Origin of the sequence: Desulfatiglans anilini DSM 4660 (assembly GCF_000422285.1) — a bacterium.
Taxonomy (GTDB): Bacteria; Desulfobacterota; DSM-4660; order Desulfatiglandales; family Desulfatiglandaceae; genus Desulfatiglans; species Desulfatiglans anilini.
Map to the genome: position 1 here is coordinate 62,010 of NZ_AULM01000009.1, position 21,199 is coordinate 83,208.

The 21,199-nt window shown below is 58.7% G+C and carries 16 protein-coding genes; 10 read left to right on the forward strand and 6 right to left on the reverse strand.

The window, feature by feature from the left end:
* Window positions 1–11: 11 nt before the first annotated feature.
* The 4 genes from H567_RS27085 (at window position 12) to H567_RS0108970 (ending at window position 5,332) form a co-directional block, all read left to right on the forward strand.
* The gene (locus tag H567_RS27085; RefSeq protein WP_161626584.1) at window positions 12–755 is read left to right on the forward strand and encodes a cell division protein FtsQ/DivIB; all 744 of its coding nucleotides are present in this window, start codon (window positions 12–14) and stop codon (window positions 753–755) included.
* Window positions 756–784: 29 nt separating this feature from the next.
* Window positions 785–2,008 carry a cell division protein FtsA gene (gene ftsA / locus H567_RS0108955; protein ID WP_028321144.1) on the forward strand — a complete coding sequence of 408 codons (1,224 nt, stop codon included), beginning with the start codon at window positions 785–787 and terminating at the stop codon, window positions 2,006–2,008.
* Between the two features lie 258 nt (window positions 2,009–2,266).
* Entirely contained in the window at window positions 2,267–3,532 is a 1,266-nt protein-coding gene (ftsZ, locus tag H567_RS0108965) for a cell division protein FtsZ (RefSeq protein WP_028321145.1), read from the forward strand.
* A gap of 45 nt (window positions 3,533–3,577) precedes the next feature.
* Complete coding sequence (locus H567_RS0108970; RefSeq protein WP_028321146.1) at window positions 3,578–5,332, forward strand: radical SAM protein; 1,755 nt, start codon at window positions 3,578–3,580, stop codon at window positions 5,330–5,332.
* Window positions 5,333–5,376: 44 nt separating this feature from the next.
* Here H567_RS0108970 and H567_RS23965 read toward each other — a convergent pair whose 3' ends face one another.
* Both H567_RS23965 and H567_RS0108980 read right to left on the reverse strand, forming a co-directional pair.
* Window positions 5,377–5,919 carry a type VI secretion lipoprotein TssJ gene (locus H567_RS23965; RefSeq protein WP_051184654.1) on the reverse strand — a complete coding sequence of 181 codons (543 nt, stop codon included), beginning with the start codon at window positions 5,917–5,919 and terminating at the stop codon, window positions 5,377–5,379.
* Between the two features lie 305 nt (window positions 5,920–6,224).
* Window positions 6,225–7,025: a 2-oxo acid dehydrogenase subunit E2 gene (locus H567_RS0108980; protein WP_161626585.1), complete on the reverse strand. Its 801-nt coding sequence runs from the start codon at window positions 7,023–7,025 to the stop codon at window positions 6,225–6,227.
* 157 nt (window positions 7,026–7,182) lie between these two features.
* Between H567_RS0108980 and H567_RS28460 the strand changes: the two genes are divergently transcribed.
* Together H567_RS28460 and H567_RS0108995 are read left to right on the forward strand one after the other, a co-directional pair.
* A complete protein-coding gene (locus H567_RS28460; protein WP_153306109.1) occupies window positions 7,183–7,338 on the forward strand; it encodes a hypothetical protein in 156 nt (51 codons plus the stop codon).
* Between the two features lie 652 nt (window positions 7,339–7,990).
* Complete coding sequence (locus H567_RS0108995; protein WP_028321149.1) at window positions 7,991–8,566, forward strand: MBL fold metallo-hydrolase; 576 nt, start codon at window positions 7,991–7,993, stop codon at window positions 8,564–8,566.
* Between the two features lie 80 nt (window positions 8,567–8,646).
* Here H567_RS0108995 and H567_RS27090 read toward each other — a convergent pair whose 3' ends face one another.
* The 3 genes from H567_RS27090 to typA all read right to left on the reverse strand — a co-directional run bounded on the left by H567_RS27090 (window position 8,647) and on the right by typA (window position 12,620).
* A complete protein-coding gene (locus H567_RS27090; RefSeq protein ID WP_028321150.1) occupies window positions 8,647–9,576 on the reverse strand; it encodes an MBL fold metallo-hydrolase in 930 nt (309 codons plus the stop codon).
* A gap of 93 nt (window positions 9,577–9,669) precedes the next feature.
* Window positions 9,670–10,638 (reverse strand): rhomboid family intramembrane serine protease, encoded by a 969-nt coding sequence (locus H567_RS0109005; protein WP_028321151.1) that lies wholly within the window; start codon window positions 10,636–10,638, stop codon window positions 9,670–9,672.
* Between the two features lie 149 nt (window positions 10,639–10,787).
* Entirely contained in the window at window positions 10,788–12,620 is a 1,833-nt protein-coding gene (typA, locus tag H567_RS0109010; protein ID WP_028321152.1) for a translational GTPase TypA, read from the reverse strand.
* Window positions 12,621–13,234: 614 nt separating this feature from the next.
* Here typA and H567_RS27095 point away from each other — a divergent pair.
* The gene (locus H567_RS27095) at window positions 13,235–14,149 is read left to right on the forward strand and encodes a phosphoribosylanthranilate isomerase (protein WP_153306110.1); all 915 of its coding nucleotides are present in this window, start codon (window positions 13,235–13,237) and stop codon (window positions 14,147–14,149) included.
* Window positions 14,150–14,748: 599 nt separating this feature from the next.
* On the opposite strand, the gene H567_RS0109025 is transcribed toward H567_RS27095, so the two are convergent.
* On the reverse strand, window positions 14,749–15,093 hold the full coding sequence (locus H567_RS0109025; RefSeq protein WP_028321153.1) for a CGGC domain-containing protein: 345 nt from the start codon (window positions 15,091–15,093) through the stop codon (window positions 14,749–14,751).
* A gap of 908 nt (window positions 15,094–16,001) precedes the next feature.
* On the opposite strand from H567_RS0109025, the gene H567_RS0109040 reads away from it, so the two are divergent.
* The 3 genes from H567_RS0109040 to H567_RS27100 all read left to right on the forward strand — a co-directional run bounded on the left by H567_RS0109040 (window position 16,002) and on the right by H567_RS27100 (window position 21,133).
* Window positions 16,002–17,816 (forward strand): ATP-binding protein, encoded by a 1,815-nt coding sequence (locus tag H567_RS0109040; RefSeq protein WP_028321156.1) that lies wholly within the window; start codon window positions 16,002–16,004, stop codon window positions 17,814–17,816.
* 171 nt (window positions 17,817–17,987) lie between these two features.
* Window positions 17,988–19,310: a sigma-54-dependent transcriptional regulator gene (locus tag H567_RS0109045; RefSeq protein ID WP_051184666.1), complete on the forward strand. Its 1,323-nt coding sequence runs from the start codon at window positions 17,988–17,990 to the stop codon at window positions 19,308–19,310.
* An 80-nt stretch (window positions 19,311–19,390) separates the two neighbouring features.
* The gene (locus H567_RS27100; protein ID WP_028321158.1) at window positions 19,391–21,133 is read left to right on the forward strand and encodes an adenylate/guanylate cyclase domain-containing protein; all 1,743 of its coding nucleotides are present in this window, start codon (window positions 19,391–19,393) and stop codon (window positions 21,131–21,133) included.
* The last annotated feature ends 66 nt before the right edge of the window (window positions 21,134–21,199 follow it).

Here is a 21,199-nt window from a genome sequence, read left to right on the forward strand (position 1 = left end):
TCCCCAGACTCTTGAACAGTTTTGGAAAAGGGGTCCTGAGCCTTGCCGGAGTTCTCTGCGCCATCGGGCTCCTGAGCGCCTTCTTCCTCTCCCTCTATCAGTTCGCCCTGCTCTCCCCGCTGCTCAGGCTGGAGATCGTGCAGGTCGAGGGCGCCGATCCCGTACTCGAAAGGGAACTGATGGCCATGGGAAAGCTGCACAGCGGCTTGAGCCTCGCCGGAATCCAGTTGGGGAAGCTCAAACGTGACATGGAAGTTCATCCCTGGGTACGCCGTGTCCAGATCGAAAGGCGCCTTCCCCACACCCTCGTCATCAGCGTCGAGAAGGAAGAACCCGTAGCGATCGTAGTCCTGGACCACGCCCGGTTCCTGAACAAACACGGGGAGCTTTTCAAGCGGGTCACCGCCGTAGATCCGGTCAATTTCCCGGTGATCACAGGGGTTCCGGCGGATTCCCCGGACCTCCCGAGCCTGCTTGCTCGTGCGGTCGACATCTTGAACACCCTGGGGGCTGAACAACCGCCCTGGGCAGTAGACAACCTCGCGGAGATCCACCTCAAAGACAGATCGGATCTCTCGCTCTACTACACGCACATGGACGCCCGGATCGAATGCGCGCCGGATGCCCTGGCCGAGGCCATGCCCAACCTGAGGCAACTCACGTCGTATCTCCAGGAGAAAGGCGAGTTGGAGCGGCTGAGAAGCATCAACCTGAATTATACCGAAGGCGCAGTGGCAGCCTTTGCGAAGAGCTGAGCAGCGCCCCTGAATGGGAGACAGGATCTATGGCAGGAGACATCATTGTAGGCCTGGACATCGGAACAACCAAGATCTGTGCCGTAGTGGGGGACGTGAGGCCGGACGGCATAGAGATCATCGGCATGGGCAGCCACCCGTCCGAAGGCCTTAGAAAAGGCGTCGTCATCAACATCGAGAACACCGTCGATTCCATCAAAGAGGCCATCGAAGAAGCGGAGACGATGGCCGGATGCGAAATCAGCTCCGTCTACATCGGCATCGCCGGTGGCCATGTCAAAGGCTTCAACAGCCAGGGGGTCATCGCGCTGAAGGAAAAGGAGGTCACGCAGAAAGAGATCGACCGGGTCATCGAAGCCGCCAGCGCAGTGGCCATCCCCATGGACCGCGAGGTGATCCACACCCTGGTGCAGGAGTACATCGTCGACGATCAAGGGGGGATCATCGATCCTCTCGGGATGTCCGGCGTCCGCCTCGAGGCGAGGGTGCACATCGTCACCGGCTCCGTCACCTCCGCTCAGAACCTGATCAAATGCGCCAACCGGGCGGGCCTGGACGTGTGCGATATCGTCCTGCAGCCCCTCGCCTCGAGCGAGGCCGTCCTGAGCCGGGAAGAGAGAACCCTCGGCACGGCCCTGATCGACTTCGGTGGCGGAACGACCGACCTGGCGATCTTTTCCGGGGGCACCATCAAACACACGAGCGTCCTTCCCCTGGGCGGCGACAACCTGACCTACGACATCGCCGTCGGGTTGCGCGCATCTAAAACGGACGCAGAAAAAATCAAGATCCGGTACGGCTGCAGCCTCTCCTCTCTCATCGGCCCCGATGAAACCATCGAGGTCCCCGGGGTGGCGGGCAGGAAATCAAGAACGCTTTCACGCCAGATCCTGGGTGAAATCCTGGAACCGAGAGTCGAAGAGATCTTCTCGCTGATCTACGGGGAAATGGTCCACTCGGGTTACGAAGGCGACATCCGCTCCGGCGTGGTGGTGACGGGCGGCTCTTCCGAACTGCCCGGGATCGTCGAGGTGGCCGAACAGGTCTTCGACACACCGGTCAGAATCGGCTACCCCCAGGGCATCAAGGGTCTGGTGGAGGTCGTGAACCGCCCGATGTACGCAACAGCGGTGGGTCTGGTCATCTATGGGGCTAAAACGAGAAAGAAGCAGAAAAAGTTTCGTATTAGGGACAACAACATCTTCAACCGTGTCATGGCCAGAATGAAGAAGTGGTTCAAGGACATCATTTGATTCGAGGACACCATGATCAGAACGATCGCTTTCCGTGAGACGTCCTTTCACGTTCGAGCGGAAGCGCTTTCCGAGATTATCCACCCTTGCGATCCGGGAAAAGGCTCTCCGGCCGCTGCCCAGGAGATCGGGCACCGGGGGCCGGCGAACCTGGCGGAGATCCCTTGAAATGGGATCTTCGGCCCGACGTCGAAACGCGGCGACGAGACCTTTTACGGATGGACACCATTCAACCCTGGAGGAAGGAGGAGGGACACCATGAAATTTGAGTTTGTAGAGGAAAAAGAGCGGTATCAGGCCAAAATCAAGGTCATCGGCATCGGGGGTGCGGGCGGAAACGCCATCAACAACATGATCGCCGCAAAATTGAAAGGCGTCGATCTCATTGCAGCCAATACGGACTGCCAGGACCTCGACCGTTCATCCTGCCCATACCGCATTCAACTGGGCCCTGAGACGACCAAAGGACTGGGCGCCGGCGCCGATCCGGAAATCGGAGCCGCGTCTGCGGAGGAAAGCATCAACGAGGTCAGGGAGGCCGTCGAAGGCGCTGACATGGTGTTCATCACCGCAGGGATGGGAGGCGGAACCGGGACAGGCGCTGCGCCGATCGTCGCCCGCGAGTGCAAGGACACCAAAGCCCTCACGGTCGCTGTGGTCTCGAAGCCTTTTGAATTCGAGGGGCGCAAACGGCTGGCACGGGCCCTGGAGGGGATCGAAAGACTCAAAAGCGAGGTCGACAGCCTGATCGTCATTCCGAATGAACGGCTGAAGGCCCTCGGCGGCAAGAACGCCAGTTTCAAGGACCTGATCGTCAGGGCCGACGATGTCCTGCTGCAGGCCGTCCGCGGCATCTCCGACCTCATTATGAGCACCGGTTTCATCAACCTGGACTTCGCCGATGTCAAGAAGGTCATGGAGCAGAACGGCACGGCCATCATGGGCATGGGGCGGGCGACCGGTGAAAACCGCGCCATCGAGGCCGCACAGATGGCTATCAACAGCCCCCTCCTCGAAGACTTGTCCATCCGCGGCGCAAGAGGGCTGCTCATGAACATCACCGGCTCCTACGACATGACCCTGGACGAAATCGAAGAAGCCTCCAAGTACATCAAGGGCGAAGCCAACGACGACGCCGATATCTTTTTCGGTGTGGTTTACGACGAGAACTGCAGCGAGGAGGTGCACGTGACCGTCATCGCGACCGGCATCGACCGCGCGCCGGCGGAAGAAGAGGCCCTGCCCAAGAGCGGTCCGACCACCACCGGCAAGAGGGAATATGCCAATGTCGTCAAGATTCGGGATATCAGCCCCGAAGAGGCCGGCGAAACCTGGACAGTGCGCCTGAATGGAGAGAGACTGGACCTGGATACACCGACCTTTCAGCGGATCGGCAAATCCCTGCCGGACGAATCAGAGGACACCGCCCCGGACAGGCAGAAAAAGAAGAAAGGGCTTTTCGGCAAACTGGGTTTCAGGGAAAATCTGGAAATCCCGACCTTTATGCGCGTCAAGGCCGATTGATCCGGACCAGGGCCGATCAGAGATGCTCCGGAGAGAGAGACCGCCATGGCGGACCAGTTGATTTCCCTATACCGCCGAAAACTTGCAGGGGAAAAGGGCTGGATCGGAAAGGATTGGGGAGGACGCTGTGCCATCGCTCTGGCCTTCCCCAATGCCTACCGCCTCGGTATGTCCAACCTCGGATTTCAATCGGTCTACGGGCTGATGAATCTGAGACCGGACGTGCTGGCGGAACGGGTCTTCCTGCCGGAGGGCCCGGAGATCAAGCTTTACCGTCAAACAGGCAGACCGCTCCTCTCGCTCGAATCGCAATCACCGGTCAGGAACTTTCATCTCCTGGCCTTCTCCCTCCCGTTCGAGAACGACTACCCGAACATTCTGCAGATCCTCGATCTGGCCAAGGTGCCACTGGCCGCCGAGGACCGGCGCGACACCGATCCTTTCGTCATGGCAGGAGGCGTCACCACCTTTCTCAATCCGGAACCGCTGGCGCACTTCATCGATTTCTTCCTCCTCGGGGAGGCCGAGGAGACCCTCCAACCCTTCCTGGACCTGTTCGTGGATTCGCTGCGCCAAGGAACGCCGCGCGGCGAAACCCTCAGGGAACTCGCCACTCGAGTCCCGTCCCTGTACGTCCCTTCTCTTTATGACGTGGCCTATAGCGGAGACGGGCGCATCGCGTCGTTCAGCCCGAACCACGACGCCGTCCCGTCTAAGATAACCGTAGGCAGGCGCAGGAACCTGACGCCGCCCCCGGCCCGCTCACAAATCATCACGGCGGAGACCGAGTTCGGCGGGCGCCCCCTGGTGGAACTGGGCCGCGGCTGCGGACGCTCCTGCCGCTTCTGCGCCGCGGGGTATGTGTACCGCCCGCCCCGCTGGCACAAAATCGAGGACCTCCGCACCTGCATCGAGGGAGTGCTCACGGATCATGCGGAGATCGGCCTTCTGGCCCCGTGCGTCAACGACCTGCCCGAGATCGAGGCGCTCACGGCGTTCATCCTTGAAAGAGGCGGCTCCTTTTCCGCTTCTTCGCTGCGTGCCGATGCATTGACCCCCGTTCTACTGGCGCACCTCAAGGCTGCCGGCCGGAAAACCGTGACCATCGCCCCCGAAGCGGGTTCAGAGCGGCTTCGCCGGGTGATCAACAAGCACCTCTCTCGGCAGGCAATCCTCGACGCAGCGCGCTCGATCGCCGAAACGTCCGATTTCGCCTTGCGGCTCTACTTCCTGATCGGCCTGCCGACCGAAACCCAGGAAGACCTCTCCGAAATGGTACGCCTGGTCAAAGCCATCAAGCACCAGATGATCAAGGCCTCCGCGCCACGGGGCACCCTGCGTCCGATGCGGCTGAGCATCAACTGCTTCGTCCCCAAACCATTCACACCCTTTCAATGGTTCAACCTCGAAGAGGTCCGTGAACTCAAGAAAAAACAGGCATGGCTGAAACAGGCATTTGCACGCGAGGGGGGCGTGAAGGCGACGTTCGACGTGCCCCGCTGGGCCTACATCCAGGCGCTGCTGGCCCTGGGGGACCGACGGGTATCGCGTATCCTCATGGATGTGCACCTTTCGGACGGCAACTGGAAAAAGGCCTTGAAAGAATCGGAAATCAACCCGGACTTCTTCGTATCGCGGGAGAAGGCCCTCGATGAGATTTTACCGTGGGACTTCGTCGAACACGGCATCAGCAAGGAGCACTTGCTCCGTGAGTACCGCCTGGCAATGGCGGAGGAGGAGTCTGACATTTGCGAGGTCGGGAAATGCCGCCGCTGCGGCGTTTGCAGGCCGCCCGAATGATCCCTGCGCGGACTCAACCGCTGACCGGACGGCAGGCCCGCAGATCAGTCACCGTGTGAAGCGGTCTCGGCGCTCTCGATGCCTGCCCGCCCCAACGTCAAACGAATCACCAGATCCGTCTCCTGCAAGGACCTGCGAAGCATCCAGCCTTTCTTGATCTCGACGAGGGGGATCTCGAACAGACGAACCGTAGCCGATTTACCCAAACCTGCATAACCGGCCACCAAGCCAACGAATCGCGAGCCCTGAGCTCGATCCAGGACAAAGGTATAGTCCTGCCCCGGGCGAATGCCGAGCTTTTTCGCGTAAACACCCCCTGGCGGCATCAGGACGCATTCCTTTAGGGTTTCGAGGCCGTGAGGTTCATCGGCATACCGCTCGAATGCACCGGTTTCATTCAGTTGAAGAACGCAAAGGCTGAGAAGGGCCTCTCTGTCCTGCACAGGCAGGATTTCTTTGTCGGTCTTTACGTGGATGACAAGAGCATTCTTTCCGAAATCATAGCCTGGCGGCAACGGTGGCTGCCCGGCGCATCCCGCGGCTAAGATGATCCAGGCTGTCACAAGTCCAAACAGCGTTTTTTTCATGACCTTCTCCCGCCTTCAGACTGAAACCCAGATGAACACCGGAAGCAAATCGCTCACCAGAAAACAAGCGGCCCTTTAGTCGATGAGATCATCAGGACACGACCTCGGGAACCCTTCCCGAGACAAAACAATCCCCCGGGCGTTGCAGCGTGACGCAAGTTCTGGAATGATCACTGGTTCGGATTTGCAGCGGCAAAAAAATCATAATTTTGTTAAACCAAACTAACACCCGTGTCAGCACAAGTCAACCGCCCGTCGTTGGATCACACCTGAAGCATGGGTTTCGCCATAGGCCCAAGAGACATCTACAGAAGAAATTTTTCCGGATCAGCCGCAATCTTTTGAAGAGATTCGCCTATTTCCTGCATGTGCAAACCGTGCCCTATCCGGTGGTCCACCGTCACGCTAAACAAAGCGACATGTTTTTCTCTCACATGATTGTTTTCCAGAAAAAGATGCGGGACCGGTGAGTGTGCATGTATCCTAACGGGCACATTACCGATCACCGGCTTAATGAAAATGAAAGTCGAAGGATTTTTAAACGTGTGATTTAAAAAGAAAATATTTGAAACCACCCCCTTTTCAAACCCCATTTCGAACAATTTCTTCTCACCGATCAATTTAGTGAATCCTAACCTGATCATCATCCCCATGATCTGCACATTCAACTTTTTGGGTGGCGTTGAGAATTCTTTTGCCTTTGAAATCATCGTACGTTTCAGCTCTCGTTGAATCGTCTCCAAAGACTTCAACTGGCAGTTCTCCATAATTAAAGGCACTAAAACCTCATTACTCCCAGGCAGCAAGAATCCATTCGCAATATGAACGCCTTCCTTTTGGTAAACCTTATTACCGAAAATCATTTGGTTGGCAATTGGATTTTCAGAAATAACAATCGAAAACATTTTATTGTATATTGCGTGAAGACTGATAGATTTTCCAGATTTTTTGAATTCGTCTATTAGCTTATTAAAAGGATCAATATCAATCGGATACATAATCGTCGCATAAGGATCCGGTGAATTATACAACATATTCATCATTATCATCCGGAAAATGCCGATTTCTTCCGATCTCAATCTTCGCATCTGCAGCGTTTTTTTCATGATAATCATACTCCTCAGAAAATCATCAATAGGTATACCCCATTAGTATCCATCTGAAAATGATATCCCGGCAGAACCCGGTTTCCACTCCGGAAATGAAGATTTTTCTTCACACGCTGAGCGTGCTCAGTCCCGCCCCTGTGGGGCGGGTCCCATTTTGGCCAATATCCAGAAAATCAAGCATTTGCGCGGAGGCGACCTGCAGGTCGCCGCACAAACCAACGGGCAGATGGACGCCGAGATTGGCCAAAAAGACCACTTCCGGATGGAAACTTCATTTTCGCCACTAAACGAAGCTCATCCAGATGATTGAGCAATCAACTCGTCGATCTTGCAGAAACGACGTGCTCTCCGCTTGATTTAAAAAGACAGGAAATTCATGAGACACAGATAACCCTTCCTTTCCGAAATCCCGTTCCTGAACGATACCGCCAGGACACGCATCCGCAGAAAAACACATGCGCAGCTTCGGCGCCGTTAAGGGCCGCAAAGGGGACTCCCATTCCCGCTTTTCCTGGGGAAATAGTCCAGTGACCGGAAAAAGTGCCTCTGAAGCAGACGCCACGCACCTTGATTTAAGCCCTTCAAGACATATTTTATAAATTGGATGTCGGAAATCTTCGCAGATCGTCAGGAGACAAGAACCGGCTCTGCAGCGAAGAAGACCTGGGCCAAAGCCGGTTTTTGGCAAAGAGGCGGCTCCTGCTCCAATCGATCATTGGTTTTCATCCGCGAAAGATGGCCCATTATGACCAAGTTTGCAATCCGGAAATGAGGATTTTTCTTCACACCCTTCGGGTGCTCAGTCCCACCCCTGCGGGGCGGGTCCCGGTTTCTTCACACGCGGCGCGTGTTCAGCCCCACCGCTTTGCGGCGGGACCGCGTGGCGAAGCCGTTGGAAGAGAGGACCGTTTCTGGATGGACAACAGCCAACGGATGCCACAAAAGAATCAGAAAGGGATCTCATGTTGAAAAAGATGACGGTCGGCGCCTATCAGGCAAACTGCTACATCCTCGGATGTAAGAAAACGTTTCAAGGCGCAGTGATCGATCCAGGGGACGAGGTTTTCAGGATTACAAAAGAAATTTCGCAGAGCGGCCTGCAAATTACTGCGATTCTTCTGACCCACGGACATTTCGACCACACTGGGGGGGCGAAGGAACTCAAAAAGATCACCGGCGCCCCCGTCCTGATCCACCCCGCGGACGCGCCTGCGCTCGAATTCCCGCCTGACGGCCCGCTCCATGAAGGACAACAGATAGGTGTGGGCACGTTGACGCTTTCCGTAATCCATACCCCCGGTCATTCACCGGGCGGGGTGTGTTTCTTGGCCCCCGGCGCCGTTTTCACCGGGGACACCCTTTTTGCGGGCTCCATCGGCCGCACCGACTTCCCTGGCGGGGATCACGCCGGCTTGATCCGCGGCGTCACCGAAAAAATCTTCCCCTTAGGGGATGTTCTGCGGGTTTATCCGGGCCACGGCCCCCACACCACCATCGGCCAGGAAAAACGGTTCAACCCCTTTTTCAGGGGCGCATGACAAAGGCCACCCACGCTAGGAGGAGCCGACGGGCCCAGCACAGGGGGACGCACAGACAGGCCATCTTCCTGCCCAACGGTTCAGAGCGGACGGAGCAGGCCGTCGAAAGCCACGGTCACACGGGACGGGAGTCCGTAGTCTGCCGTAATCCGGTCCACCACTTGCTGCCACTCGGCCTGGCAGCGCGGAACGGGATAGGGATCCCCTCCGTTCGGGGCCCGAAGGGGCTCTTTTGGGGCAACTTTCTTGGCCATGCCGTTGGCCGGGTCACCCGGGACAAAATCCCCGTCACCGATGTGCACCAGAAAGGTCTCCCGCCGGGGATTCAGAAGCCGAATGTAATCCAACGCCCTTTGGAGGCTCATATGATGGGGGCGATTGCGGGTGGGTTCATGCAGCCAGAAAGACTGCATCACCAGATAGTCCGGCTGCAGCAGTTCGGACGGCACATCCGGGAGCGTCATGAAATCGGAGGGATAGACTACACGCAGGGGCGGCCCGCCGGATTCCGGCACCTCGATCAGATACCCGACTGAACCCGCCGCGAAAGCCCCATGCTCCGTCTTGAACGGAAAAATGGCGAAGTCCGCCGCCCTTTCCCAGCATCCCGGCACCACGATCACCGGCCGTATGACCTCCAAGTCTACCAGATAGCCGAACCGCCGCGACACGATCTGCCAGGCGGGGGCCGTCATATAGACGGGAATGGACCGGTACTTCCCCTTCGGCACCGTTCGCTTGTAAGAAAACAGCTCATCGAGACCTAGATAATGATCGCCGTGCTCATGGGTGATCAGGACTGCATCCAGACCCCCGATCTCATGGCGGGAAAGCTGTTCGGAGATATCCGGACCGCAATCGATCAGAAGGCGTCTTTCCCCCTTCAGGAGCAGCGCGGTCCTTCCCCGCGATTCCCCCCTTCGCCGCATCTCCCGGCAAATGAAACAATCGCAGTTCAGCTCCGGCACCCTCCAGGCGCCCCCTGTCCCAAGAAAGATCAGATCCGTCACCGCCCCCTCCGCCCCGAAAAGATTCTCTACGGCAAATCAACAGGCACCCTCATGTCTCCAATCGCAAAAGAGGATTGGTCTCCGGCAGCTAAATCACTCGATCTGGACCTTCAGAAAAAGATCGCCGCGGCGTTCGGTGTCGATTCTTTTCCCGAGGCCGGCAAGACGCAGATAGGTGCCGGCCTGCACACCTGCAGGGATCGTCACCCTGAACGGACGCTTTTGATACCCCCACGGGATGTTGACGATCTTGTGAGCCCCTTCTTCGGCCTCTCTCGCGGTAATGGTGACGGTCCCATAGAGATGCGGCTCCTCTCCCGAACCCACAGGATGAATCACCTGCAAACGGTGGCTGGTCTGCTTCGCGGTCTTCCGGCGCACCTCCCTGCTGAACCCCGTCGCTGGCAGGCGCTGAAAAATTTTCAGCAGAATCATCCCGAAGACAAAACCGCCGATGTGCGCCCACCAGGCGATCCCCCCGCCGTGGGCTGGCGTACCGGCGGCGCTGATGAACTGGATCAAAAACCAGATTCCCAGAAAGAAAAATGCGGGTATTTCAATAAAATAAGGAATAAAAAAGATCGGGATCACCGTCAGAATGCGGGAGCCCGGAAACAGCAGAAAGTAGGCCCCCATCACCCCTGCTATCGCCCCGCTCGCACCAACGGTGGGAATCTGGGAATGGAAGTTGATGAACAAATGACTCAGGCCCGAAGAAAGCCCGCAGAGCAGATAGAACACCAGGTAACGGAACGGTCCCAGGTTGTCCTCTACGTTGTCCCCAAAAATATAGAGGAACCACATGTTGCCAAGCAAGTGCCAGAAGCCGCCGTGAAGGAACATGAAGGAGAGAAAGGGCAGGGCCTGTTCGACGAAGGTGAAGTGGGCGCTCACCTCCGGAATCGAATAACGCGCCGGCACGAGCCCATACAGGAAGATAAAACGGTCGAGCCAGGGCCCCTGCGCCATTTGGATCAGGTAGACCAATACGTTGGCCGCGATCAGCAGGCTGTTGACAACCGGATAGGTCCTGGAACGGATGTTGTCCCTGATCGGTATCATGCACTGCCCCCGGTTCCCACTGGAGCCTTCTTCCGGACGCGGTCCGACTCGACCCTTTCAAACACGGAGAGGTGCCTTCTTCCATGGATGGAAAACGCGACCCCGGGTCCGCTCGCAGGCCGGCCCCCAGAAAACGCGCGCCTCCGGCCTCAGGCGGCCCGGTTCTTTTTCTCCGCCGCCCGGACCAGATGCCGATCCTGGGCCGAAAGCACCCATTTCCGGAGGCGGATGGACTTGGGAGTCACCTCGACCAACTCGTCTTCCCGGATAAAATCGATCGCCCTTTCGAGAGGCATAGGAGTCGGCGGCGTCAGGATGATGTTTTCGTCCTTGCCGGCCGCACGCACGTTGGAAAGCTTCTTCTCCTTGCACGGATTCACATTGATGTCGTTCTCGCGGTTGTGTTCTCCGATAATCATCCCTTCGTAAACCGCGACTCCAGGCGGAATGAAGAGGCGGCCGCGCGGGTCCAGGTTGAAAAGGGCGTAGGCCACCGAAATACCCTGCCGGTCCGAGACGATGGAGCCGGTGAAACGGGTGGGGAAAACGCCGCGATAAGGGCCGTATCCATCGAAGTAGGCGTTCATGATGCCGGTCCCCCTCGTATCGGTCAGGAATTCATCCCGGTAACCGATGAGAGACCTCGAGGGGACACTGAATTCCAGACGCGCGCGGCCATGCCCGGCATTGGCGAGATCCACCAGGTGCCCCTTGCGGATGTTCAGCTTTTCCGTCACGACCCCGATATACGCCTCGTCGCAGTCAATGAAGAGCCGCTCCAGGGGCTCGAGCCGCTGCCCCCCCTCCGTCTTGAAAATCACTTCCGGCCGCCCGACACAGAACTCGAAGCCCTCCCTTCGCATGGTCTCGATCAGGATGGCCATCTGGAATTCCCCACGCCCCTTGACATTAAAGCTTTCCCTGTCTTCCGTCTCTTCCACCCGGATGGCGACGTTGCGCAAGGTTTCCTTGAGGAGGCGTTCGCGGATCTTGCTGGACTGCACGTATCGTCCTTCCCGGCCGGAGAAAGGGGAGGTGTTGATGGTGAATTTCATGCTCACCGTCGGTTCGTCGACCCGGATGCGAGGCAGGACTCTCGGAGCCTCACGGGTGCAAATGGTGTCGCCGATCTTCACCTCTTCGATCCCCGAAAGGACAATGATGTCTCCCGCCTCGGCCGACTCCGCCTCTTTGAAACCCATTCCCTGATAGGTCTGCAGGGTCACGACTTTGAGCGCCTTCTCCTTTCCGTCTTCGCCGATGCAGACCAGGCTCTCCTTCTGACGCACCACGCCGTGCACCACGCGGCCGACCGCCAGGCGCCCAAGATAATCCGAATAGCCGAGATCCGCAACGAGCATCTGAAAAGGCTGTCCGGCATCAGTGGCTGGTGCGGGGATCTCTTTCAGTATCGTGTCAAAGAGAATGTGCAGGTTCTCTGCCTGATCCTCCAGCCGCTCCTTGACCACGCCCTCCCGGCCGACCGCATACAGGAGGGGGAACTCCAACTGCTCCTCACTGGCCCCGAGGTCGATGAAGAGGTCATAGATCTGATCCAGAACGGTCTTCGGCCGGGCATCCTTCCGGTCGATTTTGTTGATGACCACGATCACCTTGAGACCCGCCTCCAGAGTTTTCTTGAGCACAAACCGCGTCTGGGGGAGCGGTCCTTCGGAGGCGTCCACCAGCAGCAACGCCCCGTCGGCCATCGAAAGGGCGCGCTCGACCTCTCCGCCGAAATCGGCATGGCCGGGAGTGTCGATGATGTTGACCTTGACACCCTTCCACTCGACGGAGCAGTTCTTGGCGGCGATGGTGATGCCGCGTTCCCGCTCGAGATCCATCGTGTCCATCATCCGCTCGTCCAGAAGCTGCCCTTCGCGGAAGAGGCCACTTTGCTTGAACATGGCATCCACCAGGGTCGTCTTGCCATGATCCACGTGGGCGATGATGGCGACATTGCGTATCCGTTCGTTTTTCAAAACCTTCCTCGTCTCCTCGATGCTCAGCAACAGGGTCCTGCTGAAATGAAATCAAATTTTTTATTCTATTCTTTTCCCCATGATTATCAATAAAAAAATCGGATCCCGGAGGCGCGTCCAGACGGAACACCAACCCCTGCACGAAACGAAATTCCAGGACGGATCCAGTGCATCCTGTCAACAGAGCCCAAAAAGGAAGGCCGTCGCACATCCGCCTGTCAACTCCGCCCTGGTGTTGTGCGCTTTTACCGCTTGATTCCCGGTCCGATAGGCGCTACCTTCGTTCCCATCTGTAAGCATCTATGGAGCCCAGGGGCCTCCTCGACCCGGATACGGATTCCGCCCCTCAATACGTTTCCATCCGGAAATGATTTCCCGGCAGAACCCCGTTTCCAATCCGGAAATGAGGATTTTCCTCACACGCTACGCGTGCTCAGTCCCACCGCTTCGCGGCGGGTCCTGGTTTGGTCAATATAAAGGAAATCAAGCGTTTGCGCGGAGGCGACCTGCAGGTCGCCGCACAAGTAAACGTGCAGATTGACGCCGAGATTGGCCAAAAAGACCATTTCCGGATTGGAACCAATAAACCTATCGTCAGGAGGTGCGTCGCGGTCATGATTACTCAGATCTACGAGATTCAAACCCCCGCAGAGGCGGAAGGATGCCTCGCAGCAGGCGTCGATCACATCGGTACGGTCATCCTCTCGCAGGAGGACTTCCAGGATCCCGTCCTGAGGGAAGTCTCCCGCATCGCCCGGGCGGCGGGCGCCAAAAGCAGCATCATTCCGCTTTTCGATCACGAAGAAACCCTCCTGCGAACCATCGACTACTACCAGCCGGATTATCTCCATTTCTGCGAGGCGCTGGTAAAGCCCAGTTTGGAGATCGTTCCACTCGAACCCGTCATGGAGTTGCAGGCACGGATCAAGGAATCTGCGCCCCAGGTCGCGATCATCCGCTCCATCCCCGTTCCCCTGCCCGGACGATCCGCGGACTTTCCCACACTCGAAATCGCGAGGGAACTGGAATCCTCCTCGGATCTCTTCCTGATCGACACCTGGCTCGGCCGTCAGCCGGTCGAAGGGTTCATCGGCATCACGGGGCAGGTGCCGGACTTGGAACTGTCGCGCTACCTCGTCTGGCAAAGCGCCATACCGGTCATCCTGGCTGGAGGACTCTCGCCCGACAACGTTTATGACGCCGTCATGAGCGTAAGTCCGGCAGGTGCCGACAGCTGCACTTGGACCAACGCGGCCGGCAAGGACGACAGACCCGTCCGCTTTCAAAAAGACATCGAAAAAGTCCAGCGGTTCGTCCAGGAAGTGCGGAGGGCCGCCGACGCATTGGCGCAGAGGAGATCTGCGATCGAGAATGAACTGGAACGCCTGAAGGGAGAGTTGGAGGAAAGGGAAAGGGCCCTGCCCGCCCATTCCGTAAGGCCCCATCAGCTGCTTGCGATCGAGGCGGTCGAGGAAGAGATCGCGGCCAGAGAGCGCGAATTGCATGGGCTGAGATTCATCGACCTCTGAAAGGCCGCGGGTGATCCATGGATCTGAACAGGTTTTGAAGGGTTGTTGGATAAAAAAACCGCCCCGCTGCTTCGGGAAATCAGCCGGAAAATCCCGCGCAAAAACCCCGTGTGCAGGGTGGCCGCCCGGCTTCGAGCGGGCGGCCGATCGTTTTCAGAGGCCGGAAAACACTCGGGGCCACTTCCAGACCATCCAAAAATAGGCGTCCGGCAGCACGACGGTACCTTTCATGCCTCACATTTTTCTGCGGGTTACGCCGGACCCGGTGCCCGAATCAAATGAACATCGGGCGGGCAAACCGGCGAGTCCGCGGATCGAAGCAAACAAAGGGAACTCCCCCGATAAGCGTTGAATCTGCGGTTGTCCCTGCGGATCGTCCCGTGAGAAACCGTCTCTGGACCCAATGCACATCTGCTCAATGAGCGTCCATCCGGGAATAAGGCTTTGAAATCCAAGTAGTTTCCAACTCGGAAATGAGGATTTTTGGCCAAGATCAAGGAAATCAAGCCGATGCGCGGAGGCGACCTGGTGGTCGCCGCACAAGCAAACGGGGAGATTGACGCAGAGATTGGGCAAAAAGACCATTTCCGGATTGGAGACTAATGATATTCGTGCGTCCCGAGCTTGACGGGGATACCGGTCTTGCCCTTGATCGCCTCCGCCATTTCTTCTGCACTGGCATAGGGACAACCTGGCTTGGCATTGACCAGACATGAACTCAAATAGATTTCATCCGGCTTGATCTCCGAGAGCTTCATGGCCATTCCGATATTCGGGACGATTGTGCGGCCGGGGCATTCGCATTTGACGAATCCGACCACCTGCGATGGCTCATCGAATTTGCCTTCGCCCATCACGGCCGCTTTCAGACAACGCCACTCCCCTGGACAGCCATAGCCACTGTCCATATAGGCTCCACACCCGACCACCATCACTTTCTTCATCTCGAACCTCCTATCTGCTTGTATTGTTTATGGAATCATTCGGACGGCAGACTCTTCCCCGTATTCCCATCTGGAAAGCGGGTCGGCCCCGGAAAACCGTTCCGATTTTCCGCCGCCCGAGGAAATGAATTACGCCCCCTTATACGCCTTTGCGGCCGCCATTGGAAGACCTGGAAAGCCGTTCATGGCGGTTCCTGCTAAAAAAAACAGCCTTCCGGAGCGGCGGAACCGTACCGTCATGCGCAGCATTCAGCCTACGCCCTTGCACAAAGTGGATATCTTTTATACTATTCGACTCGAGTCACTGGCTAAAAAATACCCATACCCTGTTCCGGCGTTGCTTGGAGATCTTTTCATCGGCCTCCGTCCGGGATTCTGAGAAGCGTCCATCCGGAAATGAGGAAGGGGGTAAGCATCCGCTTCAGGCACAGCCGCTTCCAGGCGAAACAGGTGTATCGCTGCCGGGAAGGACTTCGCCTTTTCCCGATGTGTCAACCCTTTGGCCTAGAATTTGCTTGTGTTTGCAGACAGCCGGGGGCAACGGCCCCCCTACCGAAGGCGCTGCGCGTGTTGGAGCGATCGGCGAATCCATAGATCGTGCCGTCCGGGAATGATATCCCGGCAGAACCCCCTTTCCAATCCGGAAATGAGGATTTTACTTTACAAGCTGCCCGTGCTCGGTCCCACCGCTTCGCGGCGGGTCCCGGTTTCTTCACGCCTTTCGGATGCTCAGCCCCACCCCTGCAGGGTGGATTTTAATTTGGCCAAGCATTAGGAATTCAAGCGTTTGTAAGGAGGCGACCTGGTGGCCGCCGGACAGACACACGTGCAGATTGACGCTGAGATTGACTAAAAATGACCCTTTCCGGATGGGAACCCATCCCATGAATACGGATTGAGGCTTCTGCATGGCACTTCAACGGCCCAAAGGCGGGTTCTGGGCAGGCACACCCCCCTGGATCATTCTCGGGGTCCTGGTGATTCTGGCCCCCCTCTTCGTCTTCTTGACCCTTCAGACCATCCAGCGGCGGAACGAGCTGACGACGGAGCTGCTCCTGGAAAAGGGGGAGGCCCTGATCCGCTCCTTCGAGGCAGGGGCACGCACCGGTATGATGGGGCAGCAATGGGGCGGAATGCAGGTCCAGCGACTGCTCGTGGAAACCGCCCGGCAGTCCGATATCCACTACCTGATGATCACGGACGAAACAGGGCGAATCTTGGCCCACAGCGATTCCGCGCGGATCGGGGAGGCATACGGAGCCGGGTTGGACCTTGCCGGTATCGCCGCCTCTCAGGAACTGAACTGGCGCCGCTTGAGCCCTCCCGGAGAGGATTCCCCCGTCTTCGAGGTGTTCCGCCCTTTTTCCCCCACACGGTCCGCCAGAGGGCACTTCATGCGCCACAGCCCCGGGCGGAACGGTCTGCGGCATCCGGATGCTCCCCAGGCCGACTGGTGCCGGCCGCACCTGGAAGGCGGCGACCCCGCTCCCGGAAGCCGCCAGATCGTCTTTGTCGGACTCGACATGGGCCCCATCGAAGCCGCCAGGGAGGACGACCTGCGGCACACGGTTGTCACGGCCGGCATCCTTCTCCTCATCGGGCTGACGGCGATGTCTCTGCTCTTTCTCGCGCAGGCCTACCGGTCCACCCGAACCGCCTTGTCGAGCGTTCAGGCCTTCACCGGGCACCTCATCGAGCGGATGCCTGTCGGTCTCATTGCGGTCGACCCCGACGGCCGGTTCACCTCCGTCAATCAAACTGCGGGGCGTATGCTCGGAGTCCAGACCCGTGACATGCTCGGCAAGCCAGCCCGGGAGCATCTCCCGGAGGCGCTGCTTACCGTCGTCGACGCCGTCGCCGAAACGCATCAGCCGATGGAACAGGAGGTGGCGCTCCCCTCAAAGCAAAACGGGCCCCTGCCCTGCGACGTGATGGGAACCCTGCTTCGAAGAGATGATGGCACCCCCCTCGGTGTCCTGATCGTTCTCAGGGACCTCTCGGAAATCCAGCACCTCAAACGGGAGGTCGCCAGAAGCCAGCGCCTCGCATCCGTCGGCAAACTGGCGGCCGGGGTCGCCCACGAGATCCGGAATCCGCTCAGTTCCATCAAAGGATTCGCGACCTGGTTCAAGCAAAGGCACCACGAGGATCCGGCCGACCGCAAGACCGCGGACATCATGATCCAGGAAGTCGACCGTCTGAACCGCGTGATTTCCCAACTGCTGGAATTCGCCCGCCCGCCGGCCCTGCATCGGGAGCCGACCGACATCGGGGCCCTGGTGCTCCGCTCGCTCGAAACGGTGCGCGATCAGGCGGAAAGGCGGCGAATCCGCATCGAAACGGACTTAGAACCGATGGACCGGCCCATAAGCCTCGACCGTGACCGCATCAACCAGGTGCTCCTGAATCTGTATCTGAACGCCATGGAGGCGATGGGGGAAAATGGGGTGATACGCGTCGCCGTCAAACGGGAGGTGGCATCCGGGGCCCTTGCCATCAGGATTACCGACACCGGCAAAGGGATTGCGGAGCAGGATCTGCAGAACATTTTCGATCCCTATTTTACGACCAAACCGTCCGGCACCGGCCTGGGACTGGCCATTGTACACACCATTGTCGAGGCCCATGGGGGTGAAACGCTGGTGCAAAGCAGCCCGGGGGCCGGGACCACCGTGACGGTGCGGCTGCCTGCAGATGCGCACGAGAAAGGATCACCGGTCTGAGAACACGCAGCGGCCACTCGATCATCAACGGCAAAGTCGGCCGTCTGGATTCCGGCGGGGAGGCACCGCCCGAGACAGCGGCGGCAGGACGAGGCCATCATCGAAAGGAGTCATGGGGTGCAGCAGAAAGGGACCATCCTGATCGTCGACGATGATACGGCCCATCGGACGATGCTCTCGACGTTGAGCGAAGGATGGGGATATACCGTCGTCGAAGCCGCCGACGGAGAGGAGGCCATCGCCAAGGCCCGTGAGCAGGCCTTCGACCTGATCCTGATGGACATCCGCATGCTCAAGGTCTCGGGCCTCGAGGCTTTGAGCGCCATCAAGGCCTTCAATCCCGCCATCCCCATCATCGTCATGACGGCCTACGCATCGGTCGAAACGGCCGTGAGCGCCCTGAAGCAGGGCGCCTACGACTATCTCACGAAGCCGCTCGATTTCGACGAACTGCAGCTGACCATGGAAAGGGCAATGGAGCATCTGCGCCTGAAGGAAGAAAACCGGCGGCTCAAAGAGATACTGGGTGAAACCTTCGATGCGCGGCGGATCATCGGCTCGAGCCCCGCGATGCTCAAACTGCTCCAAACCGTTGCGAGGGTTGCGCCTTCGGAGGCGACGGTCCTGATCAGCGGGGAATCCGGCACGGGAAAAGAACTCGTCGCTGCCGCCATCCATTTCAACAGCCCCCGGAAGGACGGGCCGTTCGTCAAGATGAACTGCGCAGCGCTGACCGAGACCCTCCTCGAATCGGAGCTGTTCGGTCATGAAAAGGGCGCCTTCACAGGCGCCCACCGCCTCAAGGAGGGGAAGTTCCGGCAGGCGCACGGCGGCAGCCTCTTCCTCGACGAGGTCGGCGAAATGCCCCTCTCCATGCAGGCGAAGCTCCTCCGGGTGCTGCAGGAAAGGGAGCTCGTCCGTGTAGGCGGCGAACAGGTGCTGAAGGTCGACGTCCGCGTCATCGCCGCCACCAATCGGGACCTGCCCGAGTCCGTCCGGGACGGCCGCTTCAGGGAAGACCTGTACTACCGGCTGAACGTGGTCGGGCTGGAGGTCCCTCCTCTGAGGGAAAGAAGGGAGGACATTCCCTTGCTGGCGGAGCATTTCTTGAAGCAGTTTGCGGAAAAGAACCGCAAGACCCTCAAGGGATTGACCCCTCAGGCGATGGACCGGCTGCTCCGCTACCCCTGGCCGGGAAATGTGCGCGAACTGATGAACGTCATCGAACGCGCGGTGGTCCTGGCACGCAGCGAGGTTCTGGATACCGAGGACCTCCTCCTGGAACGCGCGCCCGAGGGTGTGGAAGGCTCAGCCGGCCCACCGGAGACCAAGGAGATGGGGCCGGCGGACATTCCGCTCGAAGAAGTGGAACGGATGACCATCCTGAAGACCCTTGAATCGGCGGCTGGAAACAAGAGCGAAGCGGCCCGGCGCCTTGGAATCACCCGGCGGACGCTGCATCAAAAACTGAAGAAATACGGAGTGATGCCGTAAAGCCTGGCTCGCCATGGAACCATCCTCGATCCGGCGAGCGGCGGATCTTTTTCAAACGATCATCCAACTGAGAGGAACCGTTGCTGAAACGCCCGAAATTGGACTCTCTCCAGAAGAAAATCGCCGTTTTTCTGCTTTTGCCGCTGACGATCGCATTGCTCGGCCTGGGGTTTTTCGGTTTCTTTTTCGCGAAGGAAGTCATGCTGAACGAGTGGCGGGAGGCGGCCATCCTCAAGCTGCAGCGGTCCGCCCACCACATCGACATGCGCCTCCAGGCCCCCATCGAGTGGATGGAGATGTTTCATCGCACGGGAAGGCTCGAGGACAACGACGCTCAGCAGTGGATCCTCGATGAGCTGCGGCAGATGCCGGGTGTCCTGAATGTTGCGCTGACCTGGCTGGACCCCCGGCACATGTCCGTACCCGGCTTCACCGGCCACGGCGGCATGATGGACCGGCAGCCCGGAAGCGGCATGAGCATGAGCATGAGGATGATGCGTTTCGAGCAGGCGAGGATAGCGGACGTCAGCCCTCCCGCCTACAATACGCTGACCGGTGAGCAATCCGTCACCCTCACCTCGCAGCTGAACGACGAGAGGGGAGAAACGCTGGGGATCCTGACGGTCACCATCAGCTTCGATTACATCATGCAGGACATCCTCAATCTGAGCTGGTGGCAAAGCGACACCGTCTATCTCGTCGACCGGCACGGGCGCATCATCTCACAGACCGCCCGGGCGCCCCTGACGCGCAAGCGGCTGGGAGAAACGGGCGACCCGCTCGAACTGGAGCTGCTTCTCCAGATCCAGAACAACTCTCACGGCACCATCCTCGGCCCGGGGCACCCGCCGGAGATGGTCTGGGGATATTACCACATCGAGGAGGCTCCCTGGACCATCGTCCTGTTCGCATCGGGGAAAAGGGTGCTTGCCCCGATCCTCACCTTCAGGCTCTACTATGGCATAGCAGCCTCCCTTTCGATCCTCGTCCTCATTGGGTTCATCCGCTTCATGGTCGGCCGTTCGGTCAAGAGCATCGCCGAACTCTCCCGGGCAGCCGAAAGGGTGGCCGTCGGCGATTACCGGACTTTAGAGGAAGCCGGATCCGACGAGATCAGCCAACTCGTTCGGAGCTTCAACACCATGGTGGAGGGCCTCAAGGAGCGGGACCTCATCGTGGACACCTTCGGGCGTTACATGGATCCCGACATCGCCAGACAGCTCATGCAGCGTCCGGAATCCCTCAGGATGGGAGGAGAAAAGCGGGAAGTGGCCATCCTCATGTCCGACCTGAGGCATTTCACGCCCATCTGTGAAACGCGCCGCCCCGAGGAGATCATCCGCATCCTCAACCGGTATCTTTCGGCCGTCATTCCGATTATCCAGGAACATCACGGCATCATCGTCGATTTTTTCGGGGACGGCATCCTCGCCTTCTTCGATCCGCTGGACGGGCCCGTCGCACCCTCCGCGCGGCATGCCGCCGCCTGTGCGGTCGAGATGCAGGAGGCTATGACCGCTTTGAACCGCGCCGCCCCCCGCCTCGGACTGCCGGAACTCCACATGGGCATCGGCCTGCACGCCGGAGAGGTCGTCGTCGGGAACATCGGGTCCGAGGCCCGCGCCAAATACGGGATCGTCGGGGCGCCGGTGAATCTCACCCAAAGGATCCAGTCCGAGGCCCTCCCCGGTCAGGTCGTATGCTCCGATGCGATCGGCCGGTACATTTTCGCGGATCACCGGCCCGTCAGCATGGTCGCCGTAAAACTGAAGGGGGTCACCAATCCAGTCAACGTGAGCGTCATCCACCAAGCAACATCTTGACACGGGTCGCGCAAAACGCTACGCTCCCCTGGCATCTATTTCCAACCAAGGCAGGCACTGGGAACG